Annotated in this window: 14 protein-coding genes; 9 read left to right on the top strand and 5 right to left on the bottom strand. The window is 73.3% G+C overall.

The genetic code is table 11. The features are described from left to right. Nucleotides 1-27 precede the first annotated feature (27 nt). Nucleotides 28-1,641 (bottom strand): hypothetical protein, encoded by a 1,614-nt coding sequence (locus tag RBL05_RS05840; protein ID WP_308740280.1) that lies wholly within the window; start codon nucleotides 1,639-1,641, stop codon nucleotides 28-30. A gap of 357 nt (nucleotides 1,642-1,998) precedes the next feature. On the opposite strand from RBL05_RS05840, the gene RBL05_RS05835 reads away from it, so the two are divergent. The 5 genes from RBL05_RS05835 to ftsY all read left to right on the top strand — a co-directional run bounded on the left by RBL05_RS05835 (nucleotide 1,999) and on the right by ftsY (nucleotide 6,149). Next, on the top strand, nucleotides 1,999-3,348 hold the full coding sequence (locus RBL05_RS05835; RefSeq protein ID WP_318604152.1) for a folylpolyglutamate synthase/dihydrofolate synthase family protein: 1,350 nt from the start codon (nucleotides 1,999-2,001) through the stop codon (nucleotides 3,346-3,348). Between the two features lie 5 nt (nucleotides 3,349-3,353). After that, entirely contained in the window at nucleotides 3,354-3,758 is a 405-nt protein-coding gene (locus RBL05_RS05830) for a DUF4233 domain-containing protein (protein ID WP_318604313.1), read from the top strand. A 35-nt stretch (nucleotides 3,759-3,793) separates the two neighbouring features. Then, complete coding sequence (gene ndk, locus RBL05_RS05825; protein ID WP_053917468.1) at nucleotides 3,794-4,219, top strand: nucleoside-diphosphate kinase; 426 nt, start codon at nucleotides 3,794-3,796, stop codon at nucleotides 4,217-4,219. A 108-nt stretch (nucleotides 4,220-4,327) separates the two neighbouring features. Then, complete coding sequence (locus RBL05_RS05820; RefSeq protein WP_308740281.1) at nucleotides 4,328-4,492, top strand: hypothetical protein; 165 nt, start codon at nucleotides 4,328-4,330, stop codon at nucleotides 4,490-4,492. Between the two features lie 136 nt (nucleotides 4,493-4,628). Then, complete coding sequence (gene ftsY / locus RBL05_RS05815; RefSeq protein ID WP_308740282.1) at nucleotides 4,629-6,149, top strand: signal recognition particle-docking protein FtsY; 1,521 nt, start codon at nucleotides 4,629-4,631, stop codon at nucleotides 6,147-6,149. Between the two features lie 68 nt (nucleotides 6,150-6,217). Here ftsY and RBL05_RS05810 read toward each other — a convergent pair whose 3' ends face one another. Then, entirely contained in the window at nucleotides 6,218-7,609 is a 1,392-nt protein-coding gene (locus RBL05_RS05810; protein WP_308740283.1) for an acetamidase/formamidase family protein, read from the bottom strand. Between the two features lie 288 nt (nucleotides 7,610-7,897). On the opposite strand from RBL05_RS05810, the gene RBL05_RS05805 reads away from it, so the two are divergent. The 3 genes from RBL05_RS05805 to RBL05_RS05795 are packed head-to-tail and all read left to right on the top strand — an operon-like array spanning nucleotide 7,898 to nucleotide 11,992. Beyond that, the gene (locus tag RBL05_RS05805; protein WP_308740284.1) at nucleotides 7,898-9,313 is read left to right on the top strand and encodes an ammonium transporter; all 1,416 of its coding nucleotides are present in this window, start codon (nucleotides 7,898-7,900) and stop codon (nucleotides 9,311-9,313) included. Further along, a complete protein-coding gene (locus RBL05_RS05800) occupies nucleotides 9,310-9,648 on the top strand; it encodes a P-II family nitrogen regulator (protein ID WP_308740285.1) in 339 nt (112 codons plus the stop codon). The genes RBL05_RS05805 and RBL05_RS05800 overlap by 4 nt, the downstream gene beginning before the upstream one ends. Continuing rightward, nucleotides 9,638-11,992 (top strand): HD domain-containing protein, encoded by a 2,355-nt coding sequence (locus RBL05_RS05795; protein WP_308740286.1) that lies wholly within the window; start codon nucleotides 9,638-9,640, stop codon nucleotides 11,990-11,992. The genes RBL05_RS05800 and RBL05_RS05795 overlap by 11 nt, the downstream gene beginning before the upstream one ends. 134 nt (nucleotides 11,993-12,126) lie before the next feature. Here RBL05_RS05795 and RBL05_RS05790 read toward each other — a convergent pair whose 3' ends face one another. The 3 genes from RBL05_RS05790 to RBL05_RS05780 all read right to left on the bottom strand — a co-directional run bounded on the left by RBL05_RS05790 (nucleotide 12,127) and on the right by RBL05_RS05780 (nucleotide 15,285). Beyond that, nucleotides 12,127-13,158 carry a methionine synthase gene (locus RBL05_RS05790; RefSeq protein ID WP_308740287.1) on the bottom strand — a complete coding sequence of 344 codons (1,032 nt, stop codon included), beginning with the start codon at nucleotides 13,156-13,158 and terminating at the stop codon, nucleotides 12,127-12,129. Next, a complete protein-coding gene (locus RBL05_RS05785) occupies nucleotides 13,155-14,153 on the bottom strand; it encodes a putative oxygenase MesX (RefSeq protein WP_308741121.1) in 999 nt (332 codons plus the stop codon). Before RBL05_RS05785 ends, RBL05_RS05790 begins: the two co-directional genes overlap by 4 nt. 178 nt (nucleotides 14,154-14,331) lie before the next feature. Continuing rightward, complete coding sequence (locus RBL05_RS05780) at nucleotides 14,332-15,285, bottom strand: LysR family transcriptional regulator (protein ID WP_259881724.1); 954 nt, start codon at nucleotides 15,283-15,285, stop codon at nucleotides 14,332-14,334. 98 nt (nucleotides 15,286-15,383) lie between these two features. Between RBL05_RS05780 and ffh the strand changes: the two genes are divergently transcribed. Beyond that, nucleotides 15,384-16,982 carry a signal recognition particle protein gene (gene ffh / locus RBL05_RS05775; RefSeq protein ID WP_308740288.1) on the top strand — a complete coding sequence of 533 codons (1,599 nt, stop codon included), beginning with the start codon at nucleotides 15,384-15,386 and terminating at the stop codon, nucleotides 16,980-16,982. Nucleotides 16,983-17,491 lie beyond the last annotated feature (509 nt).

Below are 17,491 nucleotides of genomic sequence, written 5' to 3'. Positions count from 1 at the left end.
CCGGCGGAGCCCGGTCCTGCTCCGCGCTCACCGGAGGTCCTCCCTGCCCACCTCGACCACGACGTCCTCGACCAGCGTGACCCCGCCACCCAGGTAGACGCCCTCCAGGTCCTCCTGCAGCGCGGCGAGCACAGGGTCGGTCCCCGACCCAGCCTGCAGGCTCCCGTGATAGCCGCCGGTCGGGTCCACGCCCTGCTCCGTGCGCAGCACCGACTCATGGGCGTTCTCCAACGGAGAGGCCCCGCCGAGAGCGGGAGCCGGCGCCTCGAGCACCACTTCGCGGACGGCGGGGGAGGAGACGCGGCTGCCGTCGATCCGGTACCCGTCCAGGTCCAGCAGCGGCACTGGATCAGCGATCCGCAGCGGCGCCGGCCAGGTCGCGGGATGCCGCAGCAGCAGGGACGGCTCGAGCGCCGAGCTGTGCGAGACGTTGACCGTGCTGGTCGAGGCCTGCGCCGGCACCACCGTCTCCACCGGGGACCCGACCGAGAAGCTGTGGGTGATGTCGTAGCTGCCCGGTGCTCCGTCGGCCCGGTTGAAGCCGGGGTCCGCCGCCAGATGCGCGGCTGTCAGCCCGCCCTGTGAGTGGCCCACGACCATCACCCGCGCCCCGTCGGGGATCCCTGCCGCGGCCATCGCCGCGCGGAGGTCGGCCATCGCCGCGGACTCCTGCCCAGCCATGGTCCGCAGGTTCGAGTCCCAGCCGGCGGAGTTCCCCTGCGGCCCCCAGGAGTCGGGATCCCAGATCGGCGCGCCCCCGGTCGGCGGGGCGTGGACGATGAACGCCTCGCCCCCGTCCCGGCCGCGCACGGTCTGGATCCGCACCCGCCCCGCCGCGGCACCGTCCCGGTCGGCGTCGGCGGGGACGCCTGCGAGCGGTCGGCGGGCCTCGTCGTTCGCCGCGACGAGGTTCGCGAGGCTGCGAGGTGTCGTGCTCGAGGGGACCTCCACGACGGCGTGCACGCTGACGTCGGTGCGCGGGTCGAGGAGACCGGTGTCGGTCACGGTCTCCACCGGCGCGAGCGCGATCGCGCCGCTGAGGAGGAGGGTGCTCGCGCCGAGCTGGGCGAGGGTGGGGGCGTCCCCGCCTGCCGCCCAGTCCTCGAACATCCCGCCGAGGTGCCCGAGCTCGTCCCGGACCTGGTCGATCCCGTCCGAGTCGCCGCCGAGCCCGACCACGACGCCCGTGAGCTCCGCGGTGCCGAGTGCGACTCCGGCGCCGAGGGCGTCGGAGACGAGGGCGGCGGGCGCGGGAGCACGGCGGAGGGGGAGGGACGCCGCGGCGGAGGGACCCGCGAGGAGTCGTCCTCCTGCTCCGGCGGGGGCGAGCGCACGGCCCGGGGAGGCCACGCCGTGCCCGTCGGCCGCCGACGCGCGCTCCTGCGCCATGGCCTCGACGCGGATCCGGCGGGCGAGCAGGTCCAGGCGATCGCCGGCCTCGCGCAGACGGCCCCGGGACAGCAGGGTCCAGCGGAGCCGGAAGGCGTCGGCGTCCGGGCCGTGCCAGGTCGCGGCGCCGACGGCGTCGTCGACTCTCGCTCGCAGCCCCGTGAGCCGGTCAGCGGCCGCCTCCAGGCGGTCGGCCTGCAAGCGGCATCGGTCCGTGTCCATGCCGAGCATCGCGTCGGCCCCGTCCCCCATGCCGTCCCTCCCGTCTCCTCGCCCTGCCGAGCCCGTGGCTCGGCGTCCTCTGCCCCGACGGCGCCGGCGCTCGCGGTCAGGCTAGGGAGGCCGCGGCGGCGACCGAGCGGGAGAGGGGCGGGCTGTGGACGATCGCGACGTGGGGAGGAGCGGTCGCGCGGGGCCCCGGCCGTCCGGCCCCCGGTCACCCGCGCCCCGGGGGCCGCCCGGTCCCCGGCGGGGGGCGTCCGGTCCCCGGCGGGGGGCGTCCGGTCCCCGGGTCCCAGGCGCCCCTCGTACACTGATCCGGCCCGTCCCGCCCCGCACCCAGGAGCCGCAGTGCCCAGTTCTCCCCGCCCGGGTTCCTCCCGTCCGGCGATGTCCCCCGAGCTGCGGGAGGTCTATGCCGCGCTCCTCGAGCGCGCACCGGAGAACCGCATCGAGCCGGACCTCAGCCGGATCCGCCGGGTGATGGAGCTGATGGGCGACCCCCAGAACTCCTACCGCTCGATCCGCATCGCCGGCACCAACGGCAAGACCACCACCGCCCGGATCCTCGAGCGGATCCTGCGCGAGGCCGGGCTGCGCACGGGCCGCACCACGAGCCCCCACCTCCACTCGCCCACGGAGCGGATCGCGATCGACGGCGCGCCCATCGACGAGGAGGGCTTCCTCCAGGCATATCGCGACGTCGAGCCCTTCGCGCAGATCGTCGACGCCGAGTCGCAGGCCGCCGGCGGCCCGCCGCTGACCTACTTCGAGTACCTCACCGCGATGGCCTTCCAGGCCTTCGCCTCCGCCCCCGTGGACGTCGCCGTGGTCGAGACCGGCCTCGGCGGCACCTGGGACGCGACCGGCGCGGTCGACCCCGACGTCGCCGTGATCACCCCGATCTCCCTGGACCACCAGGAGTACCTCGGCGACACGATCGCCGAGATCGCGGGGGAGAAGGCCGGGATCCTCACCTCCGAGGCGATCGCGGTCCTCGCCGAGCAGCCCTACCAGGACGCCGCCGACGTGCTGCGCGAGAGGGTGGCGGAGCTCGGCGCGGAGGCCTCCGTCGAGGGGCAGCAGATCGGCGTGCTCGCCCGCACCCCGGGCGTCGGCGGGCAGATGCTCTCGCTTCAGGGGATCGCCGGCCGCTACGAGGAGGTGTTCCTCTCCCTCCTCGGCGAGCACCAGGCCCGCAACGCCCTGCTCGCCGTCGCCGCCGCGGAGGCGCTGCTGGGCGGCGGCACCTCCCCGCTGGACGGCGAGCTGCTGCAGGCGGCGCTGTCGAGCGTCACCTCCCCGGGGCGCGCCGAGGTGGTGCGCCAGGCGCCGACGGTGCTGCTGGACGCCGCGCACAACCCCGCCGGCGCCCTGACCCTCGTCGCGACCGTGCGCGAGAACTTCCGCTTCACCCGCACCATCGGCGTGGTCGGCATCCTCCAGGAGAAGGAGGCCGACGACATCCTCGAGGTGCTAGAGCCGCTGCTGGACGCCGTGGTCATCACCCGCTCCAGCTCCCCCCGCGCGATCCCCGCGGACCGCCTGGCCGACATCGCCCGCGAGATCTTCGAGGACGAGGACCGGGTGCTCGAGCAGGAGAGCCTGCCCGACGCGATCCAGATCGCGGTCGACCTCGCCGAGGCCGACGGCGACCAGTTCGGCGGCGTGGTCGTCGCCGGGTCCGTCACCCTCGCCGCGGAGGTCCGCGACCTGCTCGGCGTCCCCGAGGAGGTGTGAGCCCGATGGACCTCGACCTCACCCCCTCCACCCGCTCCCACGGCGCACAGCGGATGATCACCGCGACGGTGCTCGTGTGCGAGGCGCTCGTCGTCTTCTTCGCGGTGCTCGTCGCCCATCAGCTCGCCCCCGACGACCGGGCCCTGACCTGGACCTGGGGACTCGTCACCGCGATCGCCCTGCTGCTGAACGGGGGGCTGCTCAGCCGCGGTGCCTGGGCGTACTGGCTCGCCCTCGCCCTCCAGGTCCCGGCGATCCTGCTCGGCCTCCAGGTCTCCGCGATGTGGGTGATCGGCCTCGGCTTCGCCGCCATGCTCGCCTACGGCATGGTCAAGGGACACCAGCTGGACCGCGAGAAGGACGCCGTGGACGCGAGGCTGCTGGCCTCCGACGGGACGGACGAGCGCTGACATGACCACGGCTGACCTGTGGGTACCCTGATCCCATGACCGCACAGCGCACACTCGTCCTGCTCAAGCCCGACGCCGTCCAGCGCAGCCTGCGCGGCGAGATCCTCCGCCGCATCGAGGCGAAGGGCTACGACATCGTCGCCCTCGCCCAGCGCACCGCCACCGCCGAGGAGCTCGCCGCCCACTACGCCGAGCACGAGGGCAAGCCCTTCTACCCCGGCCTCGTGGAGTACATGGGCGCCGCCCCCCTCGTGGCGCTCGTCGTCGAGGGCGTGAACGTCATCAAGGGCTTCCGCTCCCTGGCCGGCGCCACCAACCCCACCGAGGCCGCGCCCGGCACCATCCGCGGTGACCTCGCCTGCGAGCAGGACCTCCCCGTCATCCAGAACCTCGTCCACGGCTCCGACTCCGAGGAGTCCGCCGAGCGCGAGATCGGGATCTGGTTCCCGGGCCTCGGCTGAGCCCTGCGATCGGCGGGCCGTGCAGGCCCGCCGGTCCCCGCGGTTCCCGGTGACGCGCCGTCCAGGACGCTCCCGGGGACCGCGCCGTCGTCGGTGCACAATATGGGCATGCAGCTGCCCTTCGTCGTCGTGCTCTTCCTGATCCTCGCCGTGGTGCTGGCCGTCGTGATCCTGGCAGCCGTCGCGATGCCCCATCTGCGCCTCCCGCGCGAGGACGAGGACGGCCCGGCCGCGGAGCATCCGCGCCACACCTCCCGCACCGGCCGCGGCTGACCCGCCCCGTCCATCGGGCCCCGGCGATGCAGGTCGCGCCCGGATCCGGGACTCACGCAGGGACGGCCCGGCGACGGCCCTAGACTGGCAGCTGTCCTCGCCGCATCGCCGGCTTCCCCGACCTCGGAGGTGACCCGTGGATCCCGATGCCCTACTCGCCCTGATCGCCGGAGGCGGCGGTGGTGTCGTCGTGCTCGGCGTCGGCGCCTGGGCCTACATCCGCAGCCGCGGCCGCTCGTCCTCCTCGTCGGACCGCGACGAGCAGCGCGGCGGCGAGGACTCCTCGAGGAGCGAGTCCGGCTCCACCACCGGCACCGCGACCGCGGTCAAGGAGCGACCCGCCGCCCCGACCTGGGCCGACACCCTCTCCGCCCCGGCCCCGAAGACCGCCGAGCGGCCCGCCCCGGGCGAGCAGGCGCCGGACGGCGCCGCACCCGCGGAGAAGACCGCCCCCGCCGAGGACGTCCCCTTCGACCAGGAGGCGCCCGAGGCCCCCGCCGCGTCCGCACCCGCCGACGCCCCCGCCGGAACGGCACCGGCCGACACAGCCGGTCCCGGCACTGCGGAGCCCGGCACTGCGGAGCCCGGCACTGCAGGGACCGATACCGCCGCTCCGACGGAGACCGCACCGGTCGGGACCGCACAGCCCGAGGCTCCCGCCGAGGACGCCGCCACGACCGCCCCTGCCGGCCCCGTCATCGAGACCCCCGAGGCACCCGAGAGCCGCATGCTGCGCCTGCGCGAGCGGCTCTCCCGCTCCGGCGCCCTCGGCCGCGGCATCCTCACCCTCCTCACCCGCTCCACGGTCGACGAGGAGACCTGGGACGAGATCGAGGAGACGCTGCTGATGGCCGACCTCGGCCCGGCCGCGACCGACGAGATGCTCGAGAACCTCAAGCGACGCATCCAGGTGCTCGGCACCGACGACGTCGCCGCCGTGCGCGAGGTGCTGCGCGAGGAGCTCGTCGCGCTCGTCGACCCGGACCTGGACCGCCGCCTCGCCGCGACCCGCCGCACCGCCGAGGACGGCACCGAGGTCCCCTCCGTGCTGCTGATGGTCGGTGTCAACGGCACCGGGAAGACCACCACCGTCGGCAAGCTCGCCCGCGTGCTCGTCGCCGCGGACCGCACCGTCGTGCTCGGCGCGGCCGATACCTTCCGCGCCGCCGCCGCCGACCAGCTCGAGACCTGGGGCTCCCGGGTCGGCGTGGACACCGTCCGCGCCGACCGCGACGGCGCCGACCCCGCCGCCGTCGCCTTCGACGCCGTGAAGAAGGGCATCGAGCAGGAGGTCGACGTGGTGATCATCGACACCGCCGGCCGCCTGCAGAACAAGAAGGGCCTGATGGACGAGCTCGGCAAGGTGCGCCGGGTCGCCGAGAAGGGCCTGCACGGCGACGAGGTCGCCGAGGTGCTGCTCGTCATCGACGCCACCACCGGCCAGAACGGCATGCAGCAGGCGAGGGTGTTCTCCGAGGCCGTGAACATCACCGGCATCGTGCTCACCAAGCTCGACGGCACCGCCAAGGGCGGCATCGTCGTCAACGTCCAGCGCGAGCTCGGCGTGCCCGTGAAGATGGTCGGCCTCGGCGAGGGCATGGACGACCTCACGCCCTTCGACCCGCACGGCTTCGTCGACGCGCTGCTGGAGGGCTGAGCGACCAGGCCCTGCAGCACCCCGACGGCCCGGGCGATCCCCAGCGATCGCCCGGGCCGTCCCGCGTCTCAGGCGAAGTGGCTCTTGGCGATGATCCCGTGCACCCCGACGGTGCGGTCCACGACCTGGGAGATCGTGAAGTCCGCGGCGGCGGAGAGATAGGCGTAGGCGATCGCGCGGTCCATGCCGAGCTCCTGCTCCAGGAACTCCAGCGCGTTGACGACGGCCGTGCGCAGCGCGACGTCGAGGTCGCTGCCCTGGCCGTCGACCGACCCGTCGGGATCGGACAGCCCGATGGGGATCCACGCGTCGGCGGTCTCCGCGAAGGGATAGCGGTGCGCGATCCGCGGCGCGTCCCCCTCGCCCTCCTTGCACACCGTCAGACGGAAGGTGCCGCGCAGCGAGCCCTCCATAGCGGTCAGCGCCACCTCCCCGTCGCCCATCGCATGGTGCGGGTCGCCGACGTAGAACAGGGCGCCGGGGGCATGGACCGGCAGGTAGAACGTGGAGCCGGGGCCCAGCAGGCGGATGTCGATGTTGCCGCCCCCGAGGGTCGGCGGGATCGAGTTGGCGGAGGGATCCGTGGGGGAGGAGGCCTCCGCGCGGGCCACGCCCATCATCCCCATGAAGGGCCTCAGCGGGAACCGGGCCGCCCCGCCGTCGAAGGCCATCACGCCGTGGCCGTCCTCGATCGGGGTGAACACCGAGACGTTGCCCCAGGCCATCGGGTCGGCCGTGCCCCGGCCGTCCGTCGACGCCGCCGGCATCACCTGCTCGAGGGATGCACCCTCCGGCGCGGCGCCGTCGGCGGTGAGCGCGAGCGCGCCCTTGCCGTGCCGACTGGAGACCACGCCGTAGGGGACGCGGGGGACCGCCTCGAGGGTCTCGATCTTCAGCACGTCGCCGACCTCGGCGCCCTCGACGGCGATGGGCCCGGTGACCACGTGAGGGCCGTCGGCGGCGAAGTCACGGGCGGTGCGGTCGTAGTCGGCGGCGATCGCGATCGCGTCCTCGAGCACCGAGCCGGCCTCCACGCCGTGCGCGCCGAAGAACTCCAGCGGGTCCCGGCCCTGATCCTCGAGTATCCCCTCGTGGGAGACCGCATCGATGGTCACGGTCTCGCCGGAGCCGACGGTCAGCACCGGATCGGAGTGGACGGTGGGCACATAGCCCCACATCACCTGGTCCGTCTCCGAGCCGAGGTAGTGGTCGCCGGGGATCTCCCCTCGTCCCGGCTGCAGGATCTGCCCGGCCCCGGAGGGCGCCGTCGGATCCCCGGTCGCGGGCTCCCCGGACGACGGGGCGCAGGCCGACATCAGCGCGCCGCCCGCCCCCAGGGCCGCGGCGACCTGCAGCATCTGCCGCCGGCCCACCCCGCGTCGGAGCGTGGCGGCGGCATGCCGCGCGAAGCGGTCCGAGGACAGGTCGTCGGTCGGCAGCGGGGTCGTCGATGGGGTCACGGGCGGGATCGTCTCCTCGAGGTCGTCCGCCGAGGGGCGGAGCGGAGTGCTCCCGCGACGCTGCGGAGGGCTCGGCGGGTGCCGTCGGGACGACGCTAGGCGGCGGGTCAGCACCTCCGCCCGGTCCGTCCCGCGTCCCGGACCCCTCGGTCACGGAACGATCACGGCGGCCCTTCCGCCTAGGTGATTCCCGGCTGCTACCGCACTCTGTGAGCACGGCCCTCCCGGCCGTACGGCAGGTCGGCACCTCGATCCCGGCCGCCGGCCCCTCCTCTGACTGGAGCCGCCATGGACTTCACCCTCGACACGGGGGCGACCGCCTGGATCCTCACCAGCGCGGCGCTCGTGCTGCTGATGACCCCCGGCCTGTCCCTCTTCTACGGAGGCATGGTGCGTGCCCGCACCGTGCTGAACATGATGCTGATGTCCTTCAGCGCCATCGCCGTGGTCGCGATCGCCTGGACCGTCGCCGGATACTCGATCGCCTTCGGCACCGACGTCGGCGGCCTGTTCGGGAGTCCGCTGGAGTTCCTGGGCCTGGCCGGCACCGACGACCAGTCCATCCTCGCCGAGAGCGGCGTGCCCTTCCTCGTCGCCGCAGGCTTCCAGATGACCTTCGCGATCATCTCCACCGCCCTGATCTCCGGCGCGATCGCCGACCGCGTCAAGCTCGGCACCTGGCTGGTCTTCGCCGCGCTGTGGGTGCTGATCGTGTACGCACCCCTGGCCCACATGGTCTGGGGCGGCGGCCTGCTCAGCGGCGACGGCCCCTTCGCCGCGATCGCCGAGCCGGTCGACTTCGCCGGCGGCACCGTGGTCCACATCAACGCCGGCGTCGCCGGTCTCGTGCTCGCCCTGGTGGTCGGAGCGCGCAAGGGCTTCGGCAAGGAGCCGATGAAGCCCCACAACCTGCCGCTGGTCATGCTCGGCGCCGCGCTGCTGTGGTTCGGCTGGTTCGGCTTCAACGGCGGCTCCGCCGGCACGGCCGACGGGACCGCGGGCCTGGCCTGGGTCAACACCACGGTGGCCACGGCGGGTGCCATGCTCGGCTGGGCACTCGTGGAGCGGATCCGCGACAAGCACGTCACCTCGCTCGGCATGGCCTCGGGCGTCGTCGCCGGCCTGGTCGCCATCACCCCGGCGGCCGCCGCGCTCACGCCGCTCACCTCGATCGTGCTCGGACTCGCGGCAGGTCTCGCCTGCGCCCTCGCCGTCGGCCTGAAGTACCGCTTCGGCATCGACGACTCCCTGGACGTGGTCGGCGTGCACCTGGTCGGCGGCCTCGTCGGCACCATCGGGATCGGCTTCCTCGCGGTGGACGGCGGCCTCCTCCTCGGCGGCGGCGCGAGCCTGCTGCTGGTCCAGACCCTCGTCGCGATCGTGGCCATGCTGATCTCCGCGGTGCTGACCCTCGCCATCGCCCTGGTGCTCAAGTACACGATGGGATGGAGGATCCCCGAGGCCGACGAGCGCGCCGGGATCGACATCACCCATCACGCCGAGGCCGGATACGATCTGGTCGGCGCCCTGGCCTCCCGCCGGGACCGCCCCTCGACCCCCGCCTTCTCGCCCCGGGACCCCGGTCCCGAGCCCCGCAACCCGGCCCCCGTCGAAGGGCCCGGCCCGGTCCGCGAGGCCGCCGGACCCGGCGCGGACGCCGCCGAGGAGACCACCCGTCCCGCCGTCGCAGGAGAGCCCCGATGAAGCTGATCACCGCCATCATCCAGCCGCACGCCCTGCAGGATGTCACCGACTCCCTGCGCGAGTACGGGGTGACGGGCCTGACCGTCACCGAGGTCGCCGGCTACGGCCGCCAGGGCGGCCACACCGAGGTCTACCGCGGCGCCGAGTACACCATCGACACCATCCCCAAGATCAAGGTCGAGGTGCTCGCGCTGGAGAGCGACGAGCCCGCGATCATCGACCTGATCCTCGCCGCCTCCCGCAGCGGGAGGATCGGCGACGGGAAGATCTGGACCACCGACGTCGGCACCGCGGTGCGCGTGCGCACCGGGGAACGGGGGGCGGATGCCCTCTGAGGAGCTCTCCTCCCGCCGGATCACCCAGGTGCTCCACGAGGGCTTCGCGGATCCCTCCGCCGGTCCCTCCCGCAGGCTCGCCCAGTCCGACCTCGTCGACGACTGGCTGCGCACCCTGTGGGAGCGGGCCGGCGAGGCCGTGCCCGGGGACGGCGGCGCGGCGCTCGCCGCGATCGGCTCGCTCGGCCGGCGCTCCCTCGGCCCTGCGAGCGACCTCGACCTGGTGCTGCTCGTGGACCCCGCCCGGGTGGGCCCCGAGCAGGCCGCCGCGCTCGCCGGGGCGCTGTGGTATCCGATCTGGGACTCCGGCACCTCCCTGGACCATTCGGTGCGCAGCCCCGAGGAGTGCGAGGAGGTCGCCGGCACCGACCTCCGCACGGCCATCGCGCTGCTGGACCTGCGGTGCGTCGCCGGGGACGAGCAGCTCGCCCTCGACACCGCCGCCCGGGTCCGTGCCCGGTGGCGGCGAGAGGCGCGCCGGCGGGTCGGGGAGGTCGTGGACCTCGCCGCGGACCGTGATCGACGCTACGGCTCCCTCGCCCACTCCACCGAGCCGAACCTCAAGTCCGACCGCGGCGGGCTGCGCGACATCACCGTGATCCGCGCGCTCGCCGAGAGCTGGCTGGCCGATCACGACCACGAAGTCGTCGACGCCGCCTCCCGCACCCTCCGCGACGCGCGCGACGCGCTCCAGGCCGTCACCGGCACCTCGGGCACGCGCCTGGGCCGCGCCGACCAGGACGCGGTCGCGGCGCTGACCGGCCACGCCACCGCCGACGACCACCACGCCGTCCTCGCCGAGGCCGCCCGGGCCGTGACCTGGGAGCTGCACCGCGCGGTGCGTGCCGCGGAGGCCGCGATCGCCCCCGGCGGGAGCGCCACCCGCGGCGTCGGCACGGCGCGCCGTCCCGCCCTCGAACGCCCCGGGCACGGCGTGATCGTGCAGGCCGGAGAGGTGTCCGTCGACCCCTCGTCCCGCGATCTGCTGCGGGACGTGGCCGCGGTGCGCCACGCCGCGACCACGGGGCTCCCGCTCGCCGAGGCGACCCTCGCCCGCATGGCGCAGGAGCCCGTGGCGCCGCTGCTGCCCGCCCAGCGCGACGTGCTGGTGGACGCGCTCGCCGGCGAGCACCTCGCCGACGCCTACGAGGCCCTCGACGTCAAGGGAGTCTTCTCCCGCTGGGTGCCCGGCTGGGCCGAGATCCGCAACCGGCCCCAGCGCTCGGCCGTGCACCGCTTCACCGTGGACCGCCACCAGATCGAGACCGTGCTCGAGGCGCAGCGCTTCCTGCCCCGCGTCAGCCGACCCGACCTGCTGCTGGTCACGGCGCTGCTGCACGACCTCGGCAAGCGGCCCGGGATGCGCGACCACGCCGCCGAAGGCGCGCCGCTCGCCGAGACCGCGGCCCGGCACCTCGGCTTCGACCGGGCTGATTCCCGCACGATCGCGATCCTCGTGCGCGAGCACCTGACCCTGGTGGGCCTCGCCACCGGCCGCGACCTCGCCGACCCCGCGACCCTGCGCGAGCTGCTGCGCGCGGTGGACGAGGACCCCGACACCCTCGAGCTGCTGCGCGCCCTGACCGAGGCCGACGCGATCGCCGCCGGCCCGTCGGCCTGGTCCACCTGGCGCGCCGACCTCGTCGACCACCTCACCGACCTCGGACGCGACGCCCTGCGCGGCACCGCGACCGCGCCCCGCACGCGCCTCGCCCCGCAGCGCTCCGCCCAGGACGCCGTGCTCGCCGCGGTGCGCCGCAGCGACAGCGCCCAGGTCATCTACCCCGCCCCGCTGGACGACGAGCCGATCTCCCAGCTGTGCCTCGGCGCGCTCGACGGCCCCGGCGTGTTCGCGGCCATGGCGCGGGTGCTGGTGCGACTGCGGCTCGACGTGCACAGCGCCGTGGTCAGCACCCAGGACGGCGTGGCCGTGAACACCTGGTGGGTCACCGGCACCCAGTCCGACCTCCCGCACCCCTCCGTGGTGCGCACGACACTGGACCGCGAGCTCGCGCACCGGGACCGGGCCGACGCGAGGGTGCTCGAGCTGCCGCCGGCCCCGCCGCTGCGCACCACCGAGGACGCCCCCGTGGTGACCGTCCTGCCCGGAGCCTCCCGCGAGGCGACCGTTGTGCAGGTCAACGCCCGCAACCGCCCGAGCCTGCTGGCCGACGTCGCCGAGACGATCACCGTCCACGGGCTGCAGGTGCGCAGCGCCCACGTCATGACCCTGGGACGGCGCGCGGTCGACGTGCTCTACCTGACCGACCAGCACGGTCGCGCCCTGGACCCGCCGACCGTCGGCCGGATCGTCGCCGCGCTGATGGACTCCGCCTCGACCTGAGCCGGCCGGCTCGGCGTCGCCGTGCCGGCTGGGCCGCGGCGCAGGCTCCGCTGCGGCGCAGGCTCCGTCGCGGCGCGGGGTCGGCGCCTTTCGCCGGGCCCGGCTCCCTCCGTCCGTCCCTCGGCGGAGCGTTCTCAGCTCGCCGCGAGCTCGGCGCGCAGCAGCGCCGTCCCCGCGGCGAGCGCCCGCATCTTGCCCTGCGCGACGGTGCGGGACAGCGGCGCCATGCCGCAGTTCGTGCTCGGGCAGAGCCTGTCCGCGTCCACGAAGGCGAGGGCACGGCGGAGGGTGTCGGCGACCTCCTCGGGGGTCTCGACCCGCGGATCGGCGACGTCGATCGCGCCGAGCATCACCTTCTTGCCGCGCAGCAGCTCGACGAGCTCCATCGGGACGTGCGAGCCGCGGCTCTCGAGGGAGACCGTGTCGATCACCGAGTCCCGCAGCAGCGGGAAAGTCTCCTCGTACTGGCGCCACTCCGTGCCCAGGCTCGCCTTCCAGTCGGTGTTGGCCTTGATGCCGTAGCCGTAGCAGATGTGCACGACGGTCTCGGCGCGCAGCCCCTCGGCCGCCCGCTCGAGGACCTCCACGCCCCAGCCCCGCACGTCGTCGAAGAAGACGTTGAAGGCGGGCTCGTCGAACTGGACGATGTCCACGCCCGCCGCCTCCAGCTCCCGCGCCTCCTGGTTGAGGAGGGCAGCGAACTCGCGGGCGAGCTCCTCGCGGCTGCCGTAGTGCGCGTCGTACAGCGTGTCGATCATGGTCATCGGGCCGGGCAGCGCCCACTTGAGGGGCTTGTCCGTCCGCGTGCGGAGGGAGGCCGCGTCGTCGACGAAGACCGGCCGCTCACGACGCACCGGACCGACGACCGTCGGGACGCTCGCGTCGTAGCGATCGCGGATGCGCACCGTCTCGCGACGTGCGAAGTCGACGCCGCTGAGATGCTCGATGAAGGTGGTGACGAAGTGCTGGCGGGTCTGCTCCCCGTCGCTGATCACGTCGAGGCCTGCCACGGCCTGCTCGGCCGCGGCGAGGTGCAGCGCATCGCGCCTTCCCTCGTACAGCTCCGCGCCCTCGAGGCGCCAGGGGGACCAGAGCGTCTCGGGCTCGGAGAGCCACGAGGGCTTGGGGAGGCTTCCGACGATCGAGGTGGGAAGGAGGGTGCTCATCGGACGACCTCCTCGGCCAGCCACTGCTCGAGGTGCTCCTGGTGCGGCGCGATCAGCCGCTCCTGGATGAACCTGCCCTGGGTCACGCCGAGACGGCTGCGCTCCTCGCGGTCGTACACGATCCCCGTGTCCGCGTGGTCGGTGCTGCCCAGGCTCGGCCGGTACACCTCCCCGGCGCTCTCGCGGGCGTTGTAGATCTCGGGGCGATAGATCCGCTGGAACGTCTCCATCGTGGCGATCGTGCCGATGAGCGCCAGGTCGGAGTGATCGGCGAGCAGATCGCCCGCGAAGTAGAACGCCAGCGGGGCGACGGCGCCGCGGGGCTTGAAGCACCGCACCTGCAGCCCCATCCGGGCGAAGTAGAGATCGGTGAGGGAGGAGCCGTCGGCCTCGTACTCGTCGCCGAGCACCGGATGCGGCGCGCCGATGCGGCGATAGGTCCGGCTGGTGGAGACGCTGATGCAGACCACGGGCGGGCCGGCGAAGCGCTCGCGATAGGCGTCCGAGGAGAGGAAGCGGCGGAAGAGCCTGCCGTGCAGCACGCCGAAGTCCTCCGGCACGCCGCCGCCTGATCCCGCGTCGCCCGCGGCCTGCTGATGGGCGGGCAGGCGCACGCTGAAGTCGTGGTCCCGCACGTAGGAGGAGAAGTTGTTCCCGGTGATCCCCGGCAGGCGCTCGCCGGTCGCGCGGTCCAGGATCCGCACGTCGAGCATCTCGATCAGCGGGAGCCCCTCACCGCCGTCGGCGGCTTCCGCCCCTGCGCCCAGGTGCAGATCCGCCGAGACGATGTCGAGCTCCACGGCGTAGCGGTCCCCGCCGCCCGCGAGCTCGTTCGCGCGCTCGTCGATCATGCGCAGGGCGCGGCGGAGGTTCTCGCGGCGATGCTCCCCGCGGGCGAGGTTGGCGAAGTTCGTGGTGATCCGCGAGCCGCTCGAGGGGACGTAGTCCTCGTCGAAGCGGGTCGTGCGGATGCTGAAGGAGAAGTCGGTCGTCATCATGCCCCCGGTCGTCGTGGTGGGGGCGAGCGTACGCAGGACCACCCGCCATAGTGTCATCACGACACTTGGGGGCTCTTCATAGGTGCTGCCTATGGTGGCGGATCGGTCCCGGCGTCGGGGCGGTCGCCACGTCGGGGACGGCCCCGGTCTGGGGGCTCCGGCGGCGGAGCGACCGCTACGACAGCGGCTCGACCCCGAAGCTCGAGACCACCTCGCGCATCTCGGCGACGAACCGCTCCGCCTGACCGGTCAGCGGCGCGGAGGCATGCCCGATCCAGCCGATCTCGATGCGCTCGTCCACCTCGAGCGGCACGGCCACGATGGACGGGTCCAGGTCGTCGGAGACGATCCCGGTGGAGATCGTGTAGCCGTCCAGCCCGATCATCAGATTGAAGATCGTGGCCCGATCGCTGACCCGGATGTCCTGCGCGGCCGAGCGCGTGGAGAGGATCTCCTCTGCGAAGTAGAAGGAGTTGTCGGTCCCCTGGTCGAAGGTGAGCCGGGGCAGGCCCTCGAGGTCCTCGAGGGTGACCCGTCGGCGCGAGGCCAGCGGGTTCGTGCGGGCGACGAAGATGTGCGGGCTCGCCAGGAACAGCGGCGTGAAGACGAGTTCGGAGTCGCGCAGCAGCTTGTCGATGACCTTGCGGTTGAAGTCGCTGCGGTAGAGGACGCCGAGCTCGCTGCGCAGTGTCCGCACGTCCTCGATGATGTCCGCGGTGCGGGTCTCGCGCAGCGTGAACGCGTACTCCGCCGCCTCCGAGGCCTTCACCATCCGCACGAACGCCTCGACCACGAAGGAATAGTGCTGCGCGGAGACCGCCAGCAGGCGGCGGGCCGGCGGGCGTCCCAGATAGCGGTGCTCGAGCAACTCGGCCTGCTCGACCACCTGCCGGGCGTAGCCGAGGAACTCGATGCCGTCCTCGGTGAGGGCCGCGCCGCGCACGGAGCGGCGCAGCAGGACGCGTCCCACCCGGCGCTCGAGGTCCTTCATCGCGGCGGACATCGTCGGCTGAGACACCTGGAGCAGGTCCGCCGCAGCGGTGATCGAGCCCTCCGCGGCGACCTCGACGAAGTAGCGCAGCTGCTGCAGTGTGATCCCGTGCGCCGTCCCGACGCCCCCGCGTGCCATCGGTGCAGGTTAGCTCACCGTGCGCCGGGGGAGGGCTCGGGAGTGCGCGGCCCAGCCTCTACACTGGTGCGGTCCGACCGACCTAGGGGAAGCGCTTCGTGTTCAACAACCTCTCCGACCGCATCACAGAGTCGCTCAAGGGCCTGCGTGGCCACGGCCGCCTCAGCGAGGCGGACGTCGACAAGACGATCCGCGAGATCCGTCGAGCCCTGCTCGACGCCGACGTCGCGGTGTCCGTGGTGCGCACCTTCACCGCCGCGGTGCGCGAGCGCGCCCTCGGCGAGGAGGTCTCCAAGGCGCTCAACCCCGCCCAGCAGGTCGTCAAGATCGTCAACGACGAGCTGGTGCAGGTCCTCGGCGGTGAGGCCCGCGAGCTGAACTGGTCGAAGAACCCGCCCACGGTCATCATGCTCGCCGGCCTCCAGGGCGCCGGCAAGACGACCCTCGCCGGCAAGCTCGCGCAGTGGATGAAGTCCGAGGGTCACACGCCGCTGCTGGTCGCCGCGGACCTCCAGCGCCCCAACGCCGTGAACCAGCTGCAGATCGTCGGCGAGCGCGCGGGCGTGCCCGTCTTCGCCCCCGAGCCGGGCAACGGCGTGGGCGATCCGGTCCTGGTCGCGATGAACGGCGTCTCCACCGCGCAGTTCCAGCAGCATGACGTGGTCATCGTCGACACGGCCGGCCGTCTCGGCATCGACGAGGAGATGATGCAGCAGGCGCGGGACATCCGCGATGCCGTGGGTCCTCACGAGACCCTCTTCGTCGTCGACGCGATGATCGGCCAGGACGCCGCCCGGGTCGCCGAGGCGTTCCGCGACGGCGTCGGCTTCACCGGCGTGGTCCTCTCGAAGCTCGACGGCGACGCGCGCGGCGGCGCGGCGCTGTCCATCACCGGCGTCACCGAGCGCCCGATCCTCTTCGCCTCCACCGGCGAGAGCCTCGACGACTTCGAGCGCTTCCACCCGGACCGCATGGCCGGCCGCATCCTCGACATGGGCGACGTGATGACCCTGATCGAGCAGGCGGAGAAGGCCTTCGACCAGAAGGAGGCCGAGAAGACCGCGGCGAAGCTCGCCTCGGGGGAGGACTTCACCCTCGACGACTTCCTGAACCAGATGCAGCAGCTCAAGAACATGGGCAGCATCAAGAAGATGCTCGGCATGCTGCCGAACATGGGGCAGTACCGTGAGGCGCTGGACAACTTCGACGAGTCCGAGATCGGCAGGATCGAGGCGATCATCCGCTCGATGACGCCCGAGGAGCGCAACGACCCCAAGATCATCAACGGCTCGCGCCGCAACCGCATCGCCCGGGGTTCCGGCACCACCGTCCAGCAGATCAACCAGTTGCTCGAGCGGTTCAAGCAGGCCCAGCAGATGATGCGCACCATGGGCCGCGGCATGTCCGGCGGTGGCGGAGGCATGCCGGGGATGCCCGGCGGCCCCGGCATGGGCATGGGCAAGAAGTCCCGCGGCCGGCAGGCCCCGCAGCGCCCCCAGGGCAAGAAGTCGAAGTCGAAGAACCCCGCCAAGGCCGCGCGCGAGCAGGCCGAGGCCGCCAAGCGCGCCGCGGAGGGCGGCGGGCAGGGCGGCTCCGCCTTCGGCGGCGGCGCCAAGCAGGGCGGTCAGCCGGACCTGTCCGGCTTCGACCCCAGCCAGCTCCCGCCGGAGATGCAGAAGCTCCTCGGCGGCAAGTGACCCCGCGGCGCTGAGCGCCGCGCCCGCGCCGCCTCACGCCGCGCCGCGCTGCACCCGCCTCACGCCGCGCACGTAGCCGCCTCACGCCGCGCACGTAGCCGACCCGCACCCGTTTCGCGCCGCGCACGTAGCCGACCCGCACCCGTTTCGCGCCGCGCCAGTCCCGCGCGCGTCGCCGCCCCGTGGGAGTTCTTCGACGTCCGGTACCGGTCCCGCCAGGTTGTTCGACGTCCGGTACCACTTCTCTGGTACTTCCCGTCGATCAACGAGCCAATGCAGGCGTTCCGGTGTCGTGCTCCGTGCGAGGGTGTGCAGCAGGCCGACTTGATCGACGCCAGGTACCACTTTCCTGGTACTTCCCGTCGATCTGCTGGTCGGGACAGCCGCTTGTGGGCCGAGTGGGTGGATTGCTCTGCTCCGCGTGGGGTGGTTCGACGTCCGGTACCGGTCGAGCCGGGTTGTTGGACGTCCGGTACCACTTATCTGGTACCTCGTGTCGATCAACTGTG

The organism is Brachybacterium sp. GU-2, from assembly GCF_030866705.2.
Lineage (GTDB): Bacteria > Actinomycetota > Actinomycetes > Actinomycetales > Dermabacteraceae > Brachybacterium > Brachybacterium conglomeratum.
This window is presented reverse-complemented; position numbering and strand designations above follow the sequence as displayed.